Annotated in this window: 18 protein-coding genes; 11 read left to right on the top strand and 7 right to left on the bottom strand. The window is 72.7% G+C overall.

Translation table 11 applies throughout. The annotated features are described in order from the left end of the window. Window positions 1-39: 39 nt before the first annotated feature. The 3 genes from mmpB to ACGFSH_RS08630 all read right to left on the bottom strand — a co-directional run bounded on the left by mmpB (window position 40) and on the right by ACGFSH_RS08630 (window position 2,119). The gene (mmpB, locus tag ACGFSH_RS08640; RefSeq protein WP_329413014.1) at window positions 40-168 is read right to left on the bottom strand and encodes a morphogenic membrane protein MmpB; all 129 of its coding nucleotides are present in this window, start codon (window positions 166-168) and stop codon (window positions 40-42) included. A 109-nt stretch (window positions 169-277) separates the two neighbouring features. Next, window positions 278-487 (bottom strand): acyl-CoA carboxylase epsilon subunit, encoded by a 210-nt coding sequence (locus tag ACGFSH_RS08635; RefSeq protein ID WP_393346306.1) that lies wholly within the window; start codon window positions 485-487, stop codon window positions 278-280. 9 nt (window positions 488-496) lie between these two features. Continuing rightward, the gene (locus tag ACGFSH_RS08630; RefSeq protein WP_393346304.1) at window positions 497-2,119 is read right to left on the bottom strand and encodes an acyl-CoA carboxylase subunit beta; all 1,623 of its coding nucleotides are present in this window, start codon (window positions 2,117-2,119) and stop codon (window positions 497-499) included. Between the two features lie 111 nt (window positions 2,120-2,230). Between ACGFSH_RS08630 and ACGFSH_RS08625 the strand changes: the two genes are divergently transcribed. Together ACGFSH_RS08625 and ACGFSH_RS08620 are read left to right on the top strand one after the other, a co-directional pair. Continuing rightward, entirely contained in the window at window positions 2,231-3,100 is an 870-nt protein-coding gene (locus ACGFSH_RS08625) for a biotin--[acetyl-CoA-carboxylase] ligase (protein WP_393346302.1), read from the top strand. Between the two features lie 169 nt (window positions 3,101-3,269). Next, window positions 3,270-4,421, top strand: coding sequence for an adenylate/guanylate cyclase domain-containing protein (locus tag ACGFSH_RS08620; RefSeq protein ID WP_393346300.1), 1,152 nt, complete (start codon window positions 3,270-3,272; stop codon window positions 4,419-4,421). Window positions 4,422-4,462: 41 nt separating this feature from the next. On the opposite strand, the gene ACGFSH_RS08615 is transcribed toward ACGFSH_RS08620, so the two are convergent. Continuing rightward, window positions 4,463-5,245 carry a hypothetical protein gene (locus tag ACGFSH_RS08615; RefSeq protein ID WP_393346298.1) on the bottom strand — a complete coding sequence of 261 codons (783 nt, stop codon included), beginning with the start codon at window positions 5,243-5,245 and terminating at the stop codon, window positions 4,463-4,465. Window positions 5,246-5,411: 166 nt separating this feature from the next. On the opposite strand from ACGFSH_RS08615, the gene ACGFSH_RS08610 reads away from it, so the two are divergent. The 3 genes from ACGFSH_RS08610 (at window position 5,412) to hutH (ending at window position 9,185) form a co-directional block, all read left to right on the top strand. Further along, a complete protein-coding gene (locus ACGFSH_RS08610) occupies window positions 5,412-6,281 on the top strand; it encodes an enoyl-CoA hydratase/isomerase family protein (protein ID WP_393346296.1) in 870 nt (289 codons plus the stop codon). Window positions 6,282-6,383: 102 nt separating this feature from the next. Beyond that, window positions 6,384-7,532, top strand: a complete 1,149-nt coding sequence (locus ACGFSH_RS08605) for a diguanylate cyclase domain-containing protein (RefSeq protein ID WP_393346958.1) — start codon at window positions 6,384-6,386, stop codon at window positions 7,530-7,532. Window positions 7,533-7,616: 84 nt separating this feature from the next. Further along, a complete protein-coding gene (gene hutH, locus ACGFSH_RS08600) occupies window positions 7,617-9,185 on the top strand; it encodes a histidine ammonia-lyase (RefSeq protein WP_393346956.1) in 1,569 nt (522 codons plus the stop codon). A gap of 70 nt (window positions 9,186-9,255) precedes the next feature. Here the strand turns inward: hutH and ACGFSH_RS08595 are convergent, their stop codons facing one another. Beyond that, window positions 9,256-10,056 carry a hypothetical protein gene (locus ACGFSH_RS08595; protein ID WP_393346294.1) on the bottom strand — a complete coding sequence of 267 codons (801 nt, stop codon included), beginning with the start codon at window positions 10,054-10,056 and terminating at the stop codon, window positions 9,256-9,258. Window positions 10,057-10,098: 42 nt separating this feature from the next. Next, window positions 10,099-10,488 (bottom strand): LAETG motif-containing sortase-dependent surface protein, encoded by a 390-nt coding sequence (locus tag ACGFSH_RS08590; RefSeq protein WP_393346292.1) that lies wholly within the window; start codon window positions 10,486-10,488, stop codon window positions 10,099-10,101. A gap of 109 nt (window positions 10,489-10,597) precedes the next feature. Here ACGFSH_RS08590 and ACGFSH_RS08585 point away from each other — a divergent pair, with 109 nt between their 5' ends. The 5 genes from ACGFSH_RS08585 to ACGFSH_RS08565 all read left to right on the top strand — a co-directional run bounded on the left by ACGFSH_RS08585 (window position 10,598) and on the right by ACGFSH_RS08565 (window position 15,729). Continuing rightward, window positions 10,598-10,966 (top strand): hypothetical protein, encoded by a 369-nt coding sequence (locus ACGFSH_RS08585; RefSeq protein ID WP_393346290.1) that lies wholly within the window; start codon window positions 10,598-10,600, stop codon window positions 10,964-10,966. Window positions 10,967-11,186: 220 nt separating this feature from the next. Then, window positions 11,187-12,434 carry an Ig-like domain-containing protein gene (locus tag ACGFSH_RS08580; RefSeq protein ID WP_393346288.1) on the top strand — a complete coding sequence of 416 codons (1,248 nt, stop codon included), beginning with the start codon at window positions 11,187-11,189 and terminating at the stop codon, window positions 12,432-12,434. Window positions 12,435-12,610: 176 nt separating this feature from the next. Further along, complete coding sequence (locus ACGFSH_RS08575; RefSeq protein ID WP_393346286.1) at window positions 12,611-14,068, top strand: ABC transporter permease; 1,458 nt, start codon at window positions 12,611-12,613, stop codon at window positions 14,066-14,068. Window positions 14,069-14,112: 44 nt separating this feature from the next. After that, window positions 14,113-14,799, top strand: coding sequence for an ABC transporter ATP-binding protein (locus tag ACGFSH_RS08570; RefSeq protein WP_393346284.1), 687 nt, complete (start codon window positions 14,113-14,115; stop codon window positions 14,797-14,799). A gap of 129 nt (window positions 14,800-14,928) precedes the next feature. Beyond that, entirely contained in the window at window positions 14,929-15,729 is an 801-nt protein-coding gene (locus ACGFSH_RS08565) for a group II truncated hemoglobin (protein ID WP_393346282.1), read from the top strand. A gap of 108 nt (window positions 15,730-15,837) precedes the next feature. Here the strand turns inward: ACGFSH_RS08565 and ACGFSH_RS08560 are convergent, their stop codons facing one another. Further along, window positions 15,838-16,740, bottom strand: coding sequence for a helix-turn-helix domain-containing protein (locus ACGFSH_RS08560; RefSeq protein WP_393346280.1), 903 nt, complete (start codon window positions 16,738-16,740; stop codon window positions 15,838-15,840). A 176-nt stretch (window positions 16,741-16,916) separates the two neighbouring features. On the opposite strand from ACGFSH_RS08560, the gene ACGFSH_RS08555 reads away from it, so the two are divergent. Then, window positions 16,917-17,960 (top strand): NAD(P)-dependent alcohol dehydrogenase, encoded by a 1,044-nt coding sequence (locus tag ACGFSH_RS08555; RefSeq protein ID WP_393346278.1) that lies wholly within the window; start codon window positions 16,917-16,919, stop codon window positions 17,958-17,960. Window positions 17,961-18,125: the final 165 nt, after the last annotated feature.

The following is an 18,125-nucleotide window of genomic DNA, read 5'->3' as shown; positions in this document are numbered from 1 at the left end:
GCGGTCAGCCTAGGGCCTGTTCCGACGGCGTGGCGCGGGCTAGCGGATGCCCAGCACGATCATCGCCACCACCATGGCCAGGGCGAGGAAGAGGCCGAGTCTCCGCAGGGTCTCCTGCATCTGGCGGAGTTCGTCGGGGGGCTCGTTCTCGGGGTCGGACCACAGCATTCCACCAGCGTGGAACGGGCGGGCCGACGGCGCCTGAGTACCCGTACTCAAGTTGCGGGCCCGCAGTCGTCGCCGGAGGTCCGGTCGCCCGACTGCGGGCCGGCTGCCGTCAGGACGGCCAGTAGGTGCGGGTCCAGGACGCCTGGCCGGGGTGGGGGAGCCGGTGGCCCGCGATCCTCGCCGGGTCGGACCAGGCGTCCCTGGTGGTCTGCGCGCCGGACGGCTCCGCCAGTGCCGCCGCGGCGCGGGCCCGGACCACCGCCAGGGCGGCGGCGAGCTCCTCGGGGGTCGGGTTGCCCCGTACGACCTTGATCGTCACAGCGGCTCCTTAGAGGGGGATGTTGCCGTGCTTCTTCGGGGGCAGGGATTCCCGCTTGGTGCGCAGCTGACGCAGACCGCGCACGATGTGCCGGCGGGTGTCCGACGGCATGATCACCGAGTCGACGTAGCCGCGCTCGGCCGCCACGTACGGGTTGAGGAGGGTGTCCTCGTACTCCTGGATCAGCCGGGCGCGCACCGCCTCCAGGTCCTCCCCGTTCGCCTCCGCCTCCGCGATGGTGCGCCGGTGCAGGATGTTGACCGCGCCCTGCGCGCCCATGACGGCGATCTGGGCGGTCGGCCAGGCCAGGTTGAGGTCGGCGCCCAGGTGCTTGGAGCCCATGACGTCGTACGCGCCGCCGAACGCCTTGCGGGTGATGACGGTGATCAGCGGGACGGTGGCCTCGGCGTAGGCGTAGATCAGCTTGGCGCCGCGGCGGATGATGCCGTCGTGCTCCTGGTCCACGCCGGGCAGGAAGCCGGGCACGTCCACGAACGTGATGACCGGGATGTTGAAGGCGTCGCAGGTGCGCACGAAGCGGGCCGCCTTCTCGGAGGCCGTGATGTCCAGACAGCCCGCGAACTGCATGGGCTGGTTGGCGACGATGCCCACCGGGTGGCCCTCGACCCGGCCGTAGCCGGTGAGGATGTTCGGCGCGAACAGGGCCTGCGTCTCGAAGAACTCGGCGTCGTCCAGGACGTGTTCGATCACCGTGTGCATGTCGTACGGCTGGTTGGCGCTGTCCGGGACGACGGAGTCCAGCTCCAGGTCCTCCTCGGTGACGGACAGGTCCGCCTCCTCGGGGAACACCGGCGCCTCGGAGAGGTTGTTGGACGGCAGGTACGACAGCAGCTGCTTGACGTACTCGACGGCGTCCTTCTCGTCGCCGGCCATGTGATGCGCCACGCCGGACACGGAGTTGTGGGTGCGCGCGCCGCCCAGCTCCTCGAAGCCGACGTCCTCGCCGGTGACCGTCTTGATGACGTCCGGTCCGGTGATGAACATGTGCGACGTCTGGTCGACCATCACCGTGAAGTCGGTGATCGCCGGGGAGTACACCGCGCCGCCCGCGCACGGGCCGACGACCAGGCTGATCTGCGGGATCACCCCGGAGGCGTGGGTGTTGCGGCGGAAGATCTCGCCGTAGGCGCCCAGCGAGGCCACACCCTCCTGGATGCGTGCGCCGCCGGAGTCGTTGATGCCGATGACCGGGCAGCCGGTCTTCAGGGCGAAGTCCATCACCTTGACGATCTTCTGCCCGTAGACCTCGCCCAGCGCCCCGCCGAAGACGGTGAAGTCCTGGGAGAACACGGCGACCGGACGTCCGTCCACCGTGCCGTAGCCGGTGACGACGCCGTCCCCGTACGGGCGGTTGTGCTCCAGGCCGAAGTTGGTGGAGCGGTGCCGGGCGAACTCGTCCAACTCGACGAAGGAGTCCTCGTCGAGCAGGAGGTCGATGCGCTCACGGGCCGTCAACTTGCCCTTGGCGTGCTGCTTCTCGACGGCGCGTTCCGAACCGGCGTGCGTCGCTTCCTGGATGCGGCGCTGGAGATCCGCCAGCTTGCCCGCGGTGGTGTGGATGTCGATCCCTTGGGTCTGTTGGATCTCGTGGCGCTCTTCCGGCTCGGACATCGGGATCGCGGCTCCCTGCCTGCTCAAAAGGGGGGACGGTTACTCATCCGTAGCGTAGTGCTGCCCCTACGGATCGGCAGTGCGGCATTCGACACACCTAGGGTGGCTTGCATGACACCGCGAGATGCAGCAGACGCAGGCGGCGGCGGCCGGTGGTCCGATCTGGACCGTCCGCCCCTCGACGTGACGGCCCTGCGCCGGGGGCTGGTCCGGGAGGGCGGCCTGTGGACGGGCGTGGACGTGGTGCAGCGCACCGGTTCCACCAACTCCGACCTGGTCGCCGCGGCGGCCGCGGGAGAGGCCGGCGAGGGCGCCGTCCTGGTGGCCGAGGAGCAGACCACCGGCCGGGGCCGCCTGGACCGGCGGTGGACGGCGCCCCCGCGCTCGGGCCTGTTCTTCTCCGTGGTGCTCACCCCGAGCGAGGTGCCGGTGGCCCGCTGGGGCTGGCTGCCGCTGCTCACCGGCGTCGCGGTGGCCACGGGCCTGTCCAGGGCGGCCGGCGTGGACACGGCACTCAAGTGGCCCAACGACCTCCTGGTGACCGTCGGGGGAGAGGAACGCAAGGCCGGCGGCATCCTCGCGGAGCGGGCCGGCGAGCGCGCGGTGGTGGTGGGCGTCGGCGTCAACGTCACCCTGCGCGCCGCGGAACTGCCGGTGCCGCAGGCGGGCTCGCTGGCGCTGGCCGGGGCGGTGAGCACCGACCGGGACACGCTGCTGCGGAGCGTCCTGCGGTCGCTGGAGGAGTGGTACGGGCGCTGGCGGCGGGCCGGCGGCGATCCCGCGGAGTGCGGCTTGCAGGAGACGTACGCGGCCGGGTGCGCCACTCTGGGACGAGCGGTACGGGCCGAGTTGCCGGGGGACCGGTCGATCGTCGGCGAGGCGGTCGCGGTCGACGGTGACGGACGTCTGGTGATCGCCACCGAAGAAGGGGTACAGGAGCCCGTGGGAGCGGGCGACATCGTCCATCTGAGGCCGGCGTGAGGCCGGCGTGAGAGCGTCGTGGGACCGGCGGCCGTCGTGGCCGTCACGGTCTCGCGGGCCTGACCGCACCGCGTACCCCGTCGCACCGAACGGAGTGAGCTGGCGCACACCTGCCGTAGAGTTGAGGCCGGTCGATACCTGACCGCGGAAGATCGGAAGGGCAGCAGGCGTGACCGTCGACGACACGGGCTCCGGCGCGGGCGAGGACGGCCGGGGCAACCTGCCGGCCGCCGACCCCGGCGAGCCGGGCGACCCCGGTGAGGACCCGCATCCTCTGGCGCTGCGCCTCGAACAGCTCATCCTCGGCGCCGAGCGGCGCTACACGCCCTTCCAGGCCGCCCGCAGCGCCGGCGTGTCCATGGAACTGGCGTCGCGTTTCTGGCGGGCCATGGGCTTCGCCGACATCGGACAGGCCAGGGCGCTCACCGAGGCCGACGTGCTCGCCCTGCGGCGGCTGGCGGGTCTCGTCGAGGCGGGGCTGCTGAGCGAGGCGATGGCCGTGCAGGTGGCGCGGTCCACCGGGCAGACCACCGCCCGGCTGGCGGAGTGGCAGATCGACTCCTTCCTGGAGGGCCTGACCGAGCCGCCCGAGCCGGGCATGACCCGTACCGAGGTCACCTACCCCATCGTCGAGCTGCTGCTGCCCGAGCTGGAGGAGTTCCTCGTCTACGTGTGGCGGAGGCAGCTCGCCGCCTCGGCCGGCCGGGTCGTGCAGGCCGCGGACGACGAGGAGATGGTCGACCGCCGGCTCGCCGTCTGCTTCGCCGACCTGGTCGGCTTCACGCGGCTGACCCGCCGCATGGAGGAGGAGGAGCTCGGCGAGCTGGTGGAGGCATTCGAGACCACCTCCGCCGACCTGGTGGCCGCCCGCGGCGGCCGGCTGATCAAGACCCTCGGCGACGAGGTGCTGTACGCGGCCGACGACGCGGGCACCGCCGCCGACATCGCGCTGCTGCTCGTCGAGACGATGAGCCACGACGAGACGATGCCCGAGCTGCGCGTCGGCATGGCGTTCGGCACGGTCACCACCCGGATGGGCGATGTCTTCGGCACCACGGTGAACCTGGCGTCCCGGCTGACGTCGATAGCTCCCCGCGACGCCGTCCTGGTCGACAGCGCGTTCGCCGAGGAGCTGATCCGCACCGGTGACGCCCCGGCCTCCGAGGCGGAGGCCGCGGAGGAGGCCGCCGCCGCGGAGAAGGAGGGCGAGGAGCCGCCGAAGTACCGCTTCGCGCTCCAGCCCATGTGGCAGCGCCCGGTGCGCGGTCTGGGCGTCGTCGAGCCCTGGCTGCTCACCCGGCGCGGCGATCCGGAGGACTGACCCGCAAGACGAACGGCCCGCCGCCCCCCCCGCGGGCCTTGCTAGAGCTTCGGCAGGGGGGCGACCAGCGGGTCCACGCACAGGCCGACGACCGGGACGCAGACGCCCGGCCGGCTCGGGGTCCCGGTGTGCGACGGCTGGGGCGCGGGCGGTGTGGCGGCCGGGGCGGGCGCCGGTGTCCGCGAGGGGCGCGGGGCCGTGCTCGCGGTGGGCGCGGGCCGCGGCGCCTCGTCCTCCCGCGGTGTGCCGGCGGCGCGCCCCGTGGCCGCCGGGGCGGGTGCGGCCGGGGTGTAGGTGGCGCCCGGGGTGAGGGCGACGGAGGTCGGTGAGCCGGGGGCGCCCGGTACGAGGCCGCTGTCGCGGGCCGGGCCGGCGCTCGCGCCGCCCATCGCGCTGGGCGCGCTCGGGGAGGGCGCGACGGTGGCGGCCGTGTCGACCGAGCGGCCGGGACCGACGCCGGCCCCGGTGTCCGCCCCGGTGCCGGCTCCCGTGCTCGCCACGGGGTCGGGCTGCGGATCGGCCTCCGCGGCCCCGATCCCGGCGGGACCTCCCGCGTCGGGCGTCAGCCGCACCAGGCTCAGCACCCCCGCCGCCAGCGCGAGGCCGCCGGCGGCGAACAGCACCTTGTGCGGGCGGGGACGGCGATGCCGGCCACGGGGGCGGGGAACCCACGGCCGCTCGGTCCCGTCCTCCGCCGGGGCCGTCGGCCCGGGTGCGGCCAGGTCCCGCGCCGTGAGGTCCTGTGGCATGACGTCCTGCGCCGTGAGGCCCTGCGCCATGAGGTCCTGTGCCGTCGGGTCCGCCCCGGTCCGCGTGCTCGTCATCGCGTTTCCTCCCGGATGCGCTCGCGCCCCCGCCGCGCCGGGGCGGACGCACGTTATGCGCTCCTGTGAGGGGTGCGGGGCGAGTTGGGCGGGATGTCACTCGAACGAGTGGGCGGAGGCCCCGATGAGGACGGGTCCGCCCTTTCGCCGCCGGGCCCCGGCTGCGATGATCGGACCACAGTTGTTAACCATCGTTAACCCGGAGGGTGTCGTGAGCGGTGTCGTGGGCGTCGGGGACGAGGAGCGGTTCGGGGAGTTCGTGGCGGTGCGCCGGCACGGGGACGGCGGTCATGTCGCGGAGCTGGTCCTGGACCGGCCGAAGGCCATGAACGCGGTCTCCACCGACATGGCCCGGTCGATCGCCGGGGCCTGCGCGGCGCTGGGCGGGGACCCGGACGTCCGGGTGGTCGTGCTGACCTCGACGCACGAGCGGGCGTTCTGTGTGGGCGCGGACCTCAAGGAGCGCAACTCCTTCAGCGACGCGGACCTCGTGCGCCAGCGGCCGCACACGCGCGGGGCCTACACCGGCGTCCTGGAGCTGCCCGTTCCCACGGTCGCGGCGGTGCACGGCTTCGCGCTGGGCGGCGGCTTCGAGCTGGCGCTCGCCTGCGACCTGATCGTGGCCGACGGCACGGCCGTGGTGGGACTGCCCGAGGTGTCGGTGGGCGTGATCCCGGGCGGCGGCGGGACGCAGCTGCTGCCGCGCCGGGTGGGGGCGGCGCGGGCGGCCGAGCTGGTCTTCACCGCCCGCCGGGTGGCGGCGGCCGAGGCCCGTGAGCTGGGCCTGGTGGACGTCCTCGTGGAGGACGGGCGGGACCGGGAGGAGGCGCTCGCGCTGGCCGCGCGGATCGGCGCCAACTCGCCGGTGGGACTGCGGGCGGCGAAGCGGGCGCTGCGCCTCGGGCAGGGGCTGGACCTGCGGGCCGGGCTGGAGGTCGAGGACGCGGCGTGGCGGTCGGTGGCGTTCTCGGGGGACCGGGCGGAGGGCGTGGCCGCGTTCAACGAGAAGCGGAAGCCGCAGTGGCCGGGCGAGTGAGTCGGCGGGGACGGTCCACGTCACTCTAAGTGCCCCCTCTGTGTCTCTTTTTCACCCAAATATCCCTAGCCTGGGGTGATGGGCGAGGGCAGGGGTGAGGCGATGGGCGAGGACGCGCGCCTCGTGGCCGTGGTGGCGCTCGCACAGGGCATGGCGGCCGCGCGCACCCCCCGTGAATCGTGGCGGGCGGCGGCGCTCGGCGCGTGCCGCGCGCTGTCCGGGGGCTTCGCCGCCCTGTCGGTGTGGGAGCGCGACCTCGGGCGGCTGCGCGTGCTGGTGAACGTGGGCGCCCGGGCCGCGGGCGAGGACGAGTTCCCGGAGGCCGAGTCCTACCCGGTGCACCGGTTCCCCGAGATCACCGAGTTCCTGCACGAGCGCTGGGCGTCCGGCGGCGAGCCCAACGCCTGGGTCGAGACGGCCGAGGGGCCGGCCGCCGGGCGTCCGGGCTACTGCCACCAGAGGGTCGCCGCCCTGCGCCGCCGGGGCCGCAGCTCCTGTGTGGTCGCGCCGATCGTGCTGCACGGCCGGGCCTGGGGCGAGCTGTACGTGGCCCGCCCGGCCGGCGCCGCCGTCTTCGGCCGCGCGGACGCCGACTTCGCCACCGTGCTGGCCGCCGTCGTGGCCGCCGGGCTCGCGCAGACCGAGCGGCTGGAGGAGGCCCGCCGGCTCGCCTTCACAGACGCCCTGACCGGTCTGGCCAACCGCAGGGCCGTCGACGTGCGGCTGGAGGAGGCGGTCGAGCGCCACCGTGCGGAGGGGGTCGTGGTCAGCCTCGTCGTGTGCGATCTCAACGGGCTGAAGCGGGTCAACGACACCCTGGGGCACGCCGTCGGCGACCGGCTGCTGGAGCGGTTCGGGTCGGTGCTCTCGCTGTGCGGGGCGATGCTGCCGGGCGGGCTGGCCGCACGGCTCGGCGGCGACGAGTTCTGCCTGCTGGCCGTGGGCCCGCCGGCCGACGACGTCGTCAAGGTCGCCGGCGAGCTGTGCCGGCGGGCCGGTGAGCTGGAACTGGGCGAGGGGGTGGCCTGCGGGGTCGCCTCCACCGAGGACCCGATCGGGCCGGTGGGCTCGGCGCGGCGGCTGTTCCGGCTGGCCGACGCCGCGCAGTACCGGGCGAAGGCCGTGCGGGCCGCCCGGCCGGTGGTCGCCGGGCGGGAGGGCCCGGACGATCCCGTGGTGCGGCTGGCCGACGAGCCGCCGCCGGAGCGGGGGCGGGGCGCGGAGCGGCGCAGGTTCCGGGGGCGGCCCTGACGGTGTGACGCAGTCGGTAAGGGGCGAACCAGGTCTCCACTGGTGACATCTTCGTCTTCAATCACTACGCTCCTGAATATGGATATGCACACTGTGGTGGTGGGGACGCACGGGGTCACCGCGTCCGACGTGCTCGCCGTGGCGCGCGGCGGCGCCCGCGTCGAGCTCTCCGGCGAGGCGGTGGCGGCCCTCGCCGCGGCCCGCGAGATCGTGGACGCGCTGGCGGCCAAGCCCGAGCCCGTCTACGGCGTCTCCACCGGGTTCGGCGCCCTCGCCACCCGGCACATCAGCCCGGAACTGCGCGCCCAGCTCCAGCGCAACATCGTCCGCTCGCACGCGGCCGGCATGGGCCCGCGGGTGGAGCGCGAGGTCGTCCGGGCGCTGATGTTCCTGCGGCTGAAGACCGTCTGCTCCGGGCACACCGGCGTGCGGCCCGGGGTCGCGCAGACCATGGCCGACATCCTGAACGCCGGCATCACCCCGGTCGTCCACGAGTACGGCTCCCTCGGCTGCTCCGGCGACCTGGCCCCCCTCTCCCACTGCGCCCTCACGCTCATGGGCGAGGGCGACGCGGAGGGCCCGGACGGCGTCGTCCGGCCCGCCGGCGACCTGCTCGCCGAGCACGGCATCGCCCCCGTCGAACTGCGCGAGAAGGAGGGCCTGGCCCTCCTCAACGGCACCGACGGCATGCTGGGCATGCTGGTCATGGCCCTCGCCGACCTGGACATGCTCTACAAGTCCGCCGACGTCACGGCCGCCCTGTCGCTGGAGGCCCTGCTCGGCACCGACAAGGTCCTCGCCCCCGAGCTGCACGCCATCCGCCCGCATCCGGGCCAGGGAGCCTCGGCCGCCAACATGCTGGCCGTGCTGGCGGGTTCGGAACTCACCGGCCACCACCAGGACGACGCCCCGCGCGTCCAGGACGCCTACTCGGTGCGCTGCGCCCCGCAGGTCGCCGGCGCGGGCCGCGACACCATGGCGCACGCCCGTCTCGTCGCCGAGCGCGAGCTGGCCTCGGCCGTCGACAACCCGGTGGTGCTCCTTGGGGGCACCTCCCAGGCTTTCGGCACTGGGGGAGGAAGGGTGGAGTCCAACGGCAACTTCCACGGGGCGCCGGTCGCCTACGTGCTCGACTTCCTCGCCATCGCCGTCGCCGACCTCGCCTCCATCGCCGAGCGGCGCACCGACCGGCTGCTGGACAAGAACCGCAGCCACGGCCTGCCGCCGTTCCTCGCGGACGACGCCGGCGTCGACTCCGGGCTCATGATCGCCCAGTACACGCAGGCCGCGCTGGTCAGCGAGCTGAAGCGGCTGGCCGTCCCGGCGTCCGCCGACTCGATCCCGTCCTCCGCGATGCAGGAGGACCACGTGTCCATGGGCTGGTCCGCGGCCCGCAAGCTGCGCACCGCCGTCGACAACCTCACCCGCGTGCTCGCCGTCGAGCTGTACGCGGCCACGCGCGGCGTCGAACTGCGCGAGGGGCTGAACCCGGCGCCGGCCACGCGCGCGGTCATCGAGGCCGTGCGGGAGGCGGGCGTCCAGGGTCCCGGCCCGGACCGGTTCCTCGCGCCGGACCTCGCGGCGGCGGACGCGTTCGTGCGCGGCGGAGGCGTCGTCGCCGCGGTGGAGACGATCACCGGCCCGCTGAGGTAGGGCCGCCACGGCACGGGCCCCGCCGCCGCACCGCAACGGCGCGCGGACGGGGCCCGGAGAGCCGCGGGAGTTACTTGATCTTCGCGAGCTGCGCGGTGACGACGGCGGCCGGCACGGTGGCCGACTTGCCGGTGGACGTCAGCGACGCGAAGTCGACCGTGTAGAACGAGGCCACGGTGTTGCCCTTGCGCACCACCTGGGTGTGGAAGGTGGCCGAACCCTCGCCGTCGACGGCGGAGTCGACGCTGAACGCCACGGACTCGTCACCGGCCGCGGGGGCCTTGTCCGGGGCCACCTTGGTGATCTTCTGCTTCTCGCCCTGGGCGGTGACCTCGAAGCCGCCGGAGCAGGCCGCGATGCCGTCGGAGACCGCCTTGAACGCCTTCTGCGCGCCGTCGCCCTCGTACGACGACAGGCCCACGAAGGTCAGGTTGACCTTGAAGGCGTTCTCCAGGTCCGACTCGCTGATGTCGCCGGGGGCCTTGGTCGCGGCGGACGACACGTTGTCCTCGGTCAGCGAGTTGCTCGCGCCGGACTCCGTGTCGCCCGGCGCGAGACCGGACATGGCGTAGGCGAGCGGAGCGCACGCCTCCTTGTCGGTCTTCACGGCGCTCTTGGAGGCCGGCAGCGTGTCGTCACCCGAGCCGACCTTGTACCCCTTGATCTCGCCCTGGGCGAGCAGCAGCTTCTCCAACTCGGCCTTGGGCAGCGCCTTGGCGTCGGACGCGGCCGCGGAGGCGGTGGCGGATGCCGTGGTCCTGGCGTCGCCGGAGTCCCCGTTCCCCTCGTCGGAACAGGCGGTCAGGACGGAGAGCGACAGTGCGCCCATGGCGGCGACGGCGCACAGCCGTGCCCCCGATGATCTCTTCATGAGCGAACTATGAAGAAGTCGTCAAAGATCAGTCAAGTAGATTCAAAAACCCAGGCGTTCCCGGCGAATCGAGTAAAAGACGAAGCCCGCGCCCAGGGCGAGCAGGGCGGTTCCGCCCACGACATAGGGGGTCGTGTCGAAGCTTCCGGTGTCGGCGAGCCGGGTGCCGCCGTCGGTCGCGGTGTCCGCGGCGTCGTCGTCCGCGGTGCGCACGGCCGTGAGGGCCGACGCGTGGCCGGCGCTCGCGCGGGTCGTGTGCAGCCCGCCTGCCGTGGTCGTCGACGCGGCCCGTGCCTGGGTCGTGACCTGCGACGTCGTCTCCGTTCTGACCGGGGCGTCCTGGGACGCGTTGGCGGACGGGACGAACCACAGGGCGCCCAGCAGGGTCCCCGCGGCGGTGGCGGTCAGCAACGGACGGCGAGCGGATGACACGGAATATCGATCCCCTTGTGACGCTGGCGAATTGGCCGTGTGGCCCGATGCTAATGAAAGGCGCGGGTCGTGGGAAAGCCGCGGGAGCCCCGAGCCGTACGCTCCGGCCATGAGCACTGAAGAGTCATCACGTTATGTACGTATTCGAGTGGAGATTCTGCTGGAGGTTCACGACGAGGAGGCCGTGACGGCGGCGGCGCTGCGACGGCTGGCCGAGGACGACGGGGTCCCGGACGCCGAACGCGCCCACGCCGAGGGCGCTGTGACGCAGGACACCGCCGAGGCGCTGGCCTACCTCGTCGACCCGTTCGACCTGGTCGGCGAGGTCGACGGAGTGGAGCTCCAGCAGGCCTCCTGGTCCAGCGAGCGGGTCGCGTACGACCCCGATTCGCCGGAGTGGGACCTCGACGAGGATGATGTCGACGAGGATGGGGACCCGGACGACGAGTCCGACGGCGAAGAGGGCGGCACCGGCTGAGCGTTGCGGGGGAAACCCGTGGCCCCGGACGGCAACCGCCGCCCGGGGTCCCGTCGTCTCAGGGGGCGCACGAGCCGTATCCCGCACCACGCGTGCCGCGAACGTGGCATGCCCCACACCTTCGCGGTAAGGGGAACGGGACGAACCGGCCGTAGCGTTGAAGGTCTTGAAACGGGGACTCTCGGGGTTCAGGCAAGTGGCGACGATGGAGAAGCGTGTGATGACGGACAGTAGGCGACGTCGAGGTCTGACGGTCGCGTCCGCCCTGCTCGGCGGTGTTCTGGTGCTCTCTGCGTGTTCCGGCGGCGACAGCGGCGGCTCGGACGGCGGGGGCGGCTCCTCGCAGGCCAAGGCCGACGAGGCGGCCGCGCAGAAGTCCTCCGAGGCACAGATCAAGATCACACCGGCGGACGGCACGGACAACGCCTCCATCAACAACTCGGCGACCGTCACGGTGAGCAAGGGGACGCTCTCCTCCGTGACGATGACCACCGCCGACGGCAAGGCGGTGGAGGGCGCGCTCTCCGCCGACCGGACCAGCTGGAAGCCGAACCAGCAGCTGGAGCGCTCCACCACCTACAAGGTGGCCGCCGAGGCGAAGGACTCCGGCGGTCTGGTGGCCCACGAGAACGCCTCCTTCACCACCGTCTCCCCGAACAACAGCTTCATAGGCAACTTCACGCCGGAGGACGGTTCCACCGTCGGCGTGGGCATGCCTGTGTCGATCAACTTCAACAAGGCGATCACGAACAAGGCGGCCGTCCAGAAGGGCGTCACCGTCACCTCCACCAGTGGTCAGGAGGTCGTCTGCCACTGGTTCTCCACCCAGCGCATGGACTGCCGTCCGCAGGACTACTGGAAGGAGAACTCCACCGTCACGCTGAAGCTCGCGCTCGACGGTGTGGAGGGTGCCAAGGGCGTCTTCGGCGTCCAGCAGAAGACGGTCACCTTCAAGATCGGCCGCAACCAGGTCTCCTACGTCGACGCGAAGACCAAGCAGATGAAGGTCACGCACAACGGCGCGGTCGTCAAGACCATCCCGATCTCCGCCGGCTCGCCCGACAACAAGACCTACGAAGGCCAGATGGTCATGTCGGAGAAGTTCAAGGAGACGCGCATGAACGGCGCGACCGTGGGCTTCACCGACGACGACGGCAAGGGCGAGTACGACATCAAGGACGTCCCGCACGCCATCCGCCTCACCAACTCCGGCACCTTCGTGCACGGCAACTACTGGGGCGCGAAGTCCGTCTTCGGCTCGGTGAACACCAGCCACGGCTGCGTCGGCCTGTCCGACACCAAGGGTGCCGACGACAAGGGCACGGCCGGCTACTGGTTCTACACCAACTCGATCGTCGGCGACGTCGTTGTGGTCAAGAACACCGGCGACAAGACCGTCGCCCCGGACAACGGCCTCAACGGCTGGAACATGGACTGGGCCCAGTGGAAGGCCGGTTCGGCCGTCTGACGGACCGTCGCCACCCCCGCACACAGCTCTCCGGCGCCGCCCCCCAGGGGCGGCGCCGTCGTTTCCGGGCCCGGCCGCTCCCCGCCCCCACGGCGCCCCTCTCGCGTTCCCGCGTTCTCATCGGCCTCTTATCCCGGCCTTATCCAGTCATCACGCGCCGTACCTAGCTTGCGGCCATGTTCTTCACCTACCTGAGGCGCGAACTGCGCCGCCGCAGAAGAGCGGCCCTCGTCGTCGCCTCCGGTCTGGCGCTCGGCATCGCCCTGGTCGTCGTGGTCTCCTCCGTCTCGTCCGGCATGGCGAGGGCCCAGGACACCGTCCTGGAGTCGCTGTACGGCCTCGGCACCGACATGACCGTCACCAAGGCCGCCTCGCCCACCGCGAACGCCACCGACCGACCGCGCTTCCGCTTCGACGCCCAGGACGACGACTCCGGCACGCGGCAGAGCACCGACCGCGTCATGGTGCAGGGCTTCCAGACCCTGCCGGCGGCGACCGTCACCCAGGTCGGCAGGCAGAGCGGGGTCGCCGGCGCGGCCGGCGGACTGAGCCTGCGGGTCGTCAAGATCGACGGCCAGTTCACCCGCGGCCGGCTCCAGCAGAACGGCGGCGCCACGGGCGGCGGCCAGGACGCCCGCGGCGGCGGCCCGACGGGCGGCGGCGCGCCGCAGGGCGAAGTACAGGGCGGCGGCGCGGACTTCGACGTCGACAGCTACTCCCTCTACGGCACCGACGTCACCGAGCCCCGGCTCGGCCCGCTGACCTCCTCCACGATCACCGCGGGACGCACCTTCAAGTCCACCGAGACCGACGCCGCGGTCGCCGTCGTGGACTCCGCCTACGCCGAGCAGAAGTCGCTCGAGGCCGGCTCCACGCTCACCGTCGACGGCGTCGAGCTCGCGGTGATCGGCATCGCCACGGCCGACAGCGGCGCCGCCGCCGCCGACGTCTACATCCCGCTGACCCGGGCCCAGACCCTCGCCGACGCGAAGAACAAGGTCACCACGATCTACGTCAAGGCGTCCGACTCGAAGAAGATCGACAGCGTCAAGGCGACCGTCCGCAAGAACGTGCCGGGCACGACGGTCACGACCTCCGCCGATCTCGCGGACACCGTCTCCGGCTCCCTCTCCACGGCCTCCTCGCTCGCCGCCACCGTCGGCCGCTGGCTGTCCGTCGCGGTGCTGATCGCCGCCTTCCTCGTCGCCGGCCTGCTCACCTCCTCGGCCGTCTCCCGGCGCGTCCGCGAGTTCGGCACGCTCAAGGCCCTCGGCTGGAGGTCCGGCCGCGTCACCCGCCAGGTGGCCGGCGAGGCCATGGTCAACGGACTGCTCGGCGGCGCCCTCGGCATCGCGCTCGGCCTGGCGGGCGCGTACACCGTGACCGCCGTCAGCCCCACGCTCCAGGCGCGGCTCGGCGGCGGCCAGGACGGCCCCGGCGCGGGCGGCGGCTTGGGCGCCGGCCGCCGGGCGGCCGCCCGGACCCTCGACGTCGCCCTGACCGCGCCGGTGAGCGCCACCACCGTCGCCCTCGCGGTGGTCCTCGCCGTGGCCGGCGGCCTCATCGCGGGCGCCTTCGGCGGCTGGCGGGCGTCGCGGCTGCGCCCGGCGGACGCGCTGCGCCGCGTCGAATAACCCTCCCGCCCCCCACCGAACCCAGACCCAGGAGCGCAGTCCCCATGTACGAACTCAGAGGCGTCACCAAGCGCTACACCCGCGGCAAGGACACCGTCCACGCCCTCGACGGCGTCGACCTGACCGTCCCGGACGGCGACCGCCTCGTCATCCAGGGCCCCACCGGCGGCGGCAAGTCCACCCTGCTCCAGATGATCGGCGCCCTCGACCGGCCCACGGAGGGCGAGATCGTCCTCGACGGCGTCGACCTGGCCAAGCTCTCCGAGGCGAGGCTGACCAAGGTGCGCAGCGAGAACATCGGCTTCGTCTTCCAGTCCTTCAACCTCATCCCCACCCTCACCGCGCAGGAGAACGTCGAGACGGCGCTCGTCCCGCTCGGCGTCAAGACCCGGGAACGGCGCGAGCGGGCCGCCGGGGCGCTGGTCTCCGTCGGGCTCGGCGAACGCCTGCGCCACCTGCCGTCCGAGATGTCCGGCGGCCAGCAGCAGCGCGTCGCGATCGCCCGCGCGCTGGTCAAGCAGCCGAAGGTGCTGCTCGCCGACGAGCCCACCGGCAACCTCGACGAGAGCATGCGCGACGAGATCATGGACGTGCTGCACCGCATGTGGGAGGAGCACGGGCTGACCTTCGTCATGGTCACCCACGACTCCGCGATCGCGAGGAAGGCCCCACGGGTCGCGACCATCCGCAAGGGCAGGATCACGGTCAAGGAGAACGCCACGTCCGCCTGACCGGCCACCGCCGCCCAGGCCTGCCGCGCCCCGGCCGGCCCCCCGTCCGCCCCGCCCGTTCGCTGAGCCCTGAGAGAACGCCCGCCGGAAGAGAAGCCTCCGGCGGGCCGTTCGTGCTTGCGTGGGCCCATGACGGCACCGCAGACGGACCAGACGCCCACCCCGACCACCACCGTCGAGTACATCCGGTACACCATCCCGCAGGACCGCTCGGCCGAGTTCCTGGCCGCGTACAGCCGCGCCGCACGCGAACTCGCGGCCTCCCCGCACTGCGTCGACTACGAACTCGCCCGCTGCGAGGAGGACTTCGGCCACTTCATCCTGCGCATCACCTGGACCTCCACCGAGGACCACCTGAAGGGCTTCCGCACCTCCGACCTGTTCCCCGCCTTCCTCGCCGATATCCGCCCGTACGTCGGCGCCATCGACGAGATGCGCCACTACAAGGCCACCTCCGTGCGCGGCGCCGGCGCCGCGGTGCCCACCCTGTACGAGTGGGCGGGCGGTGCGGACGCCTTCGCCCGGCTGACCGAGGCGTTCTACGCGAAGGTGCTCCGGGACGACCTCCTCGCCCCGGTCTTCGCCGGCCTCGCCCCCGAGCACGCCGAGCACGTCGCCCTCTGGCTCGCCGAGGTCTTCGGCGGCCCGCGGACCTACTCGGCGACCCAGGGCGGCCACAGCCACATGGTCGCCAAGCACGTCGGCCGCGGCATCACCGAGCCCCAGCGCCGCCGCTGGGTCGACCTCGTCCAGGACGCCGCCGACGAGGCCGGCCTGCCCACCGACGCCGAGTTCCGTTCGGCCTTCCTCGCCTACGTCGAGTGGGGCACCCGCCTCGCCGTGCACTTCTCCGGCCCCGACGCCGTACCGCCCGCCGAGCAGCCGGTGCCCCGGTGGGGCTGGGGCGCCGCACCCCCCTACCGCGGCTGAACCGCCCGGCCCGACGGGCGGCCGGGGGAGGAGAACAGCGGAGGAGAATCCCGGCGGAGGGTTCGACCGGGCGGCCCTCCCGGCCCGGCCCCGGGCCGCCGCGCGCTCTCAGGCGGACGGCGTCCGCGACCCCGCCCGGGTGGCGTCGGCGCCCCAGCTCGCCAGCAGCCGCAGCGCCTCCTCCGACGCCGACCCCGGCTCCGCGTGATAGGTCACCAGCACCTGCTCACTGCCGTCCGACAGCCTGAACCCCTCGAAGTTCAGGGAGAGATCGCCCACCAGCGGATGCGTCATGCGCTTCACGCCGTGGCTCTTCTCCTTGACGTCGTGCGTCGCCCACAGCCGCCGGAAGTCCTCGCTCTTCACCGACAACTCGCCCACCAGCGCGGACAGCCGCGGATCGTCCGGATAGCAGCCCGCCTCCATGCGCAGGACGCACACGATGTCGATCGCCTTCTGCTCCCAGTCCACGAACAGGTCGTGGTAGTCCGGGCGCAGGAACGTCAGCCGCGCCCAGTTGCGCTCCGCCGCCGGCAGCTCGCCCCAGTCGCCGAAGAGCGCCGCCGCCATCCGGTTCCACGCGAGGATCTCCGAACGCCGCCCGATCACGTACGCCGGCACCGCGTCCATCGCGTCGAGCAGTTGCTGCAACGCCGGCCGCGCCTGCGGGGGCCGCGCCGTCTGCTTCTTCTTCTGCTTCGGCTTCGCCAGGTGCGTGAGGTGGGCGTGCTCGGCGTCCGTCAGCCGCAGGGCGCGCGCGATGGCGTCCAGCACCTCCGACGAAACGTTGCGCCCGTTGCCCTGCTCCAGACGCGTGTAGTACGCCACCGAGACCCCGGCCAGCTGCGCCAGCTCCTCCCGCCGCAGCCCCGGCACCCTGCGGTGCCGGCCGAAGTCGGGCAGCCCCACGTCCCCCGGCTTGAGCCGGGCCCGCCGGGTGCGAAGGAACTCGCTCAGTTCGGCACGCCGGTCCAGCGAGGCGCCCGAGACGGATTCGGGGAGTTCGTCCATGTCGTCCAGTATTCACGGTCGTACGCACGGCATCCTGACCCCGTCAGTGGTAGGCACAGCGGACGTACGCAAAGGCGTGACCTGGGTGAATGCCGGCAGACGGGGCAGGCTGGCTGCCGTGCCCGGTTCGGAAGGCAGGCCGGACACGAAGCAACCCCCGCTAGGAGACCCCCGGCATGACCACCACCGTCGCCGCGTACGCCGCTCCCGCCGCCAAGGCTCCCCTGGAGCGCACGACCATCGAACGGCGTTCCGTCCGCGAGTTCGACGTCCTGATCGACATCGAGTTCGCCGGCATCTGCCACTCCGACATCCACCAGGCCAGGGAGGGCTGGGGCGAGGCGATCTTCCCGATGGTGCCCGGCCACGAGATCGCGGGCGTCGTCTCCGAGGTCGGCCCGGGCGTCACCAGGTTCGCCGTCGGCGACCGGGTCGGCGTCGGCTGCCTCGTCGACTCCTGCCGCGAGTGCGACAACTGCAAGGCCGGTCAGGAGCAGTACTGCACCGCGGGCAGCGTCGCCACCTACAACGCCGTCGGCAAGGACGGCGAGCCCACCTACGGCGGCTACGCCCAGAAGATCGTCGTCGACGAGAACTTCGTCGTCCGCATCCCCGACGGCCTCGCCCTCGACGTCGCCGCCCCGCTGCTGTGCGCCGGCATCACCACGTACTCCCCGCTCAAGCGGTGGAACGCCGGCCCCGGCAAGAAGGTCGCCGTCCTCGGCATGGGCGGCCTCGGCCACATGGCGGTCAAGATCGCCCACGCGCTCGGCGCCGAGGTGACCGTCCTGTCCCAGTCGCTGCGCAAGAAGGACGACGGCCTGAAGCTGGGCGCCGACCACTACTACGCCACCAGCGACGAGAAGACGTTCCAGGAGCTGAGCGGCTCCTTCGACCTCATCCTCTCGACGGTCTCGGCCCCGCTCGACTTCAACGCCTACCTGTCGCTGCTGAAGGCCGAGGGCGCGCTGGTGAACGTGGGCGCCCCCGAGGAGCCGATCAGCCTCAGCCTCTTCTCGGTCATCGGCGGCGGCAAGACCCTCGCCGGCTCCATGATCGGCGGCATCGCGGAGACCCAGGAGATGCTGGACTTCTGCGCCGCGCACGGCCTGGGCGCCGAGATCGAGCTGATAGGCGCGCACGAGATCAACGACGCCTACGAGCGCGTGGTCGCCAGCGACGTCCGCTACCGGTTCGTGATCGACGCGTCGACGATCTGACGCTCCGCTGGTCCGAGGGATCGGCTTCGCGGGCTCGTGGTCTGCGGGCTCGTCGGCCTGCGGGAGCCGGTGGTCCACCGCGGTCCACCGTTGCCGGGGCGATGGGACCGACGGCGGCAGCAGGGCCGGCGTCCGCTTCCACTCCGGTGGACAGGGCCGCGGGCC

The sequence above is a fragment of the Streptomyces sp. NPDC048481 genome (genome assembly GCF_043200075.1).
In the GTDB taxonomy this organism is placed as follows: domain Bacteria; phylum Actinomycetota; class Actinomycetes; order Streptomycetales; family Streptomycetaceae; genus Streptomyces.
The sequence above is the reverse complement of the archived record's forward strand: the minus strand, read 5'-3'. Positions and strand labels throughout refer to the sequence as shown.

What these genes read in the sequence shown, in the direction of transcription:
- mmpB (WP_329413014.1), bottom strand. Translation starts at nt 168, where the DNA reads ATGCTGTGGTCCGACCCCGAGAACGAGCCCCCCGACGAACTCCGCCAG.
- ACGFSH_RS08630 (WP_393346304.1), bottom strand. Translation starts at nt 2,119, where the DNA reads ATGTCCGAGCCGGAAGAGCGCCACGAGATCCAACAGACCCAAGGGATC.
- ACGFSH_RS08625 (WP_393346302.1), top strand. Translation starts at nt 2,231, where the DNA reads ATGACACCGCGAGATGCAGCAGACGCAGGCGGCGGCGGCCGGTGGTCC.
- ACGFSH_RS08615 (WP_393346298.1), bottom strand. Translation starts at nt 5,245, where the DNA reads ATGACGAGCACGCGGACCGGGGCGGACCCGACGGCACAGGACCTCATG.
- ACGFSH_RS08610 (WP_393346296.1), top strand. Translation starts at nt 5,412, where the DNA reads ATGATCGGACCACAGTTGTTAACCATCGTTAACCCGGAGGGTGTCGTG.
- ACGFSH_RS08605 (WP_393346958.1), top strand. Translation starts at nt 6,384, where the DNA reads ATGGGCGAGGACGCGCGCCTCGTGGCCGTGGTGGCGCTCGCACAGGGC.
- hutH (WP_393346956.1), top strand. Translation starts at nt 7,617, where the DNA reads ATGCACACTGTGGTGGTGGGGACGCACGGGGTCACCGCGTCCGACGTG.
- ACGFSH_RS08595 (WP_393346294.1), bottom strand. Translation starts at nt 10,056, where the DNA reads ATGAAGAGATCATCGGGGGCACGGCTGTGCGCCGTCGCCGCCATGGGC.
- ACGFSH_RS08585 (WP_393346290.1), top strand. Translation starts at nt 10,598, where the DNA reads ATGAGCACTGAAGAGTCATCACGTTATGTACGTATTCGAGTGGAGATT.
- ACGFSH_RS08580 (WP_393346288.1), top strand. Translation starts at nt 11,187, where the DNA reads ATGACGGACAGTAGGCGACGTCGAGGTCTGACGGTCGCGTCCGCCCTG.
- ACGFSH_RS08575 (WP_393346286.1), top strand. Translation starts at nt 12,611, where the DNA reads ATGTTCTTCACCTACCTGAGGCGCGAACTGCGCCGCCGCAGAAGAGCG.
- ACGFSH_RS08570 (WP_393346284.1), top strand. Translation starts at nt 14,113, where the DNA reads ATGTACGAACTCAGAGGCGTCACCAAGCGCTACACCCGCGGCAAGGAC.
- ACGFSH_RS08565 (WP_393346282.1), top strand. Translation starts at nt 14,929, where the DNA reads ATGACGGCACCGCAGACGGACCAGACGCCCACCCCGACCACCACCGTC.
- ACGFSH_RS08560 (WP_393346280.1), bottom strand. Translation starts at nt 16,740, where the DNA reads ATGGACGAACTCCCCGAATCCGTCTCGGGCGCCTCGCTGGACCGGCGT.
- ACGFSH_RS08555 (WP_393346278.1), top strand. Translation starts at nt 16,917, where the DNA reads ATGACCACCACCGTCGCCGCGTACGCCGCTCCCGCCGCCAAGGCTCCC.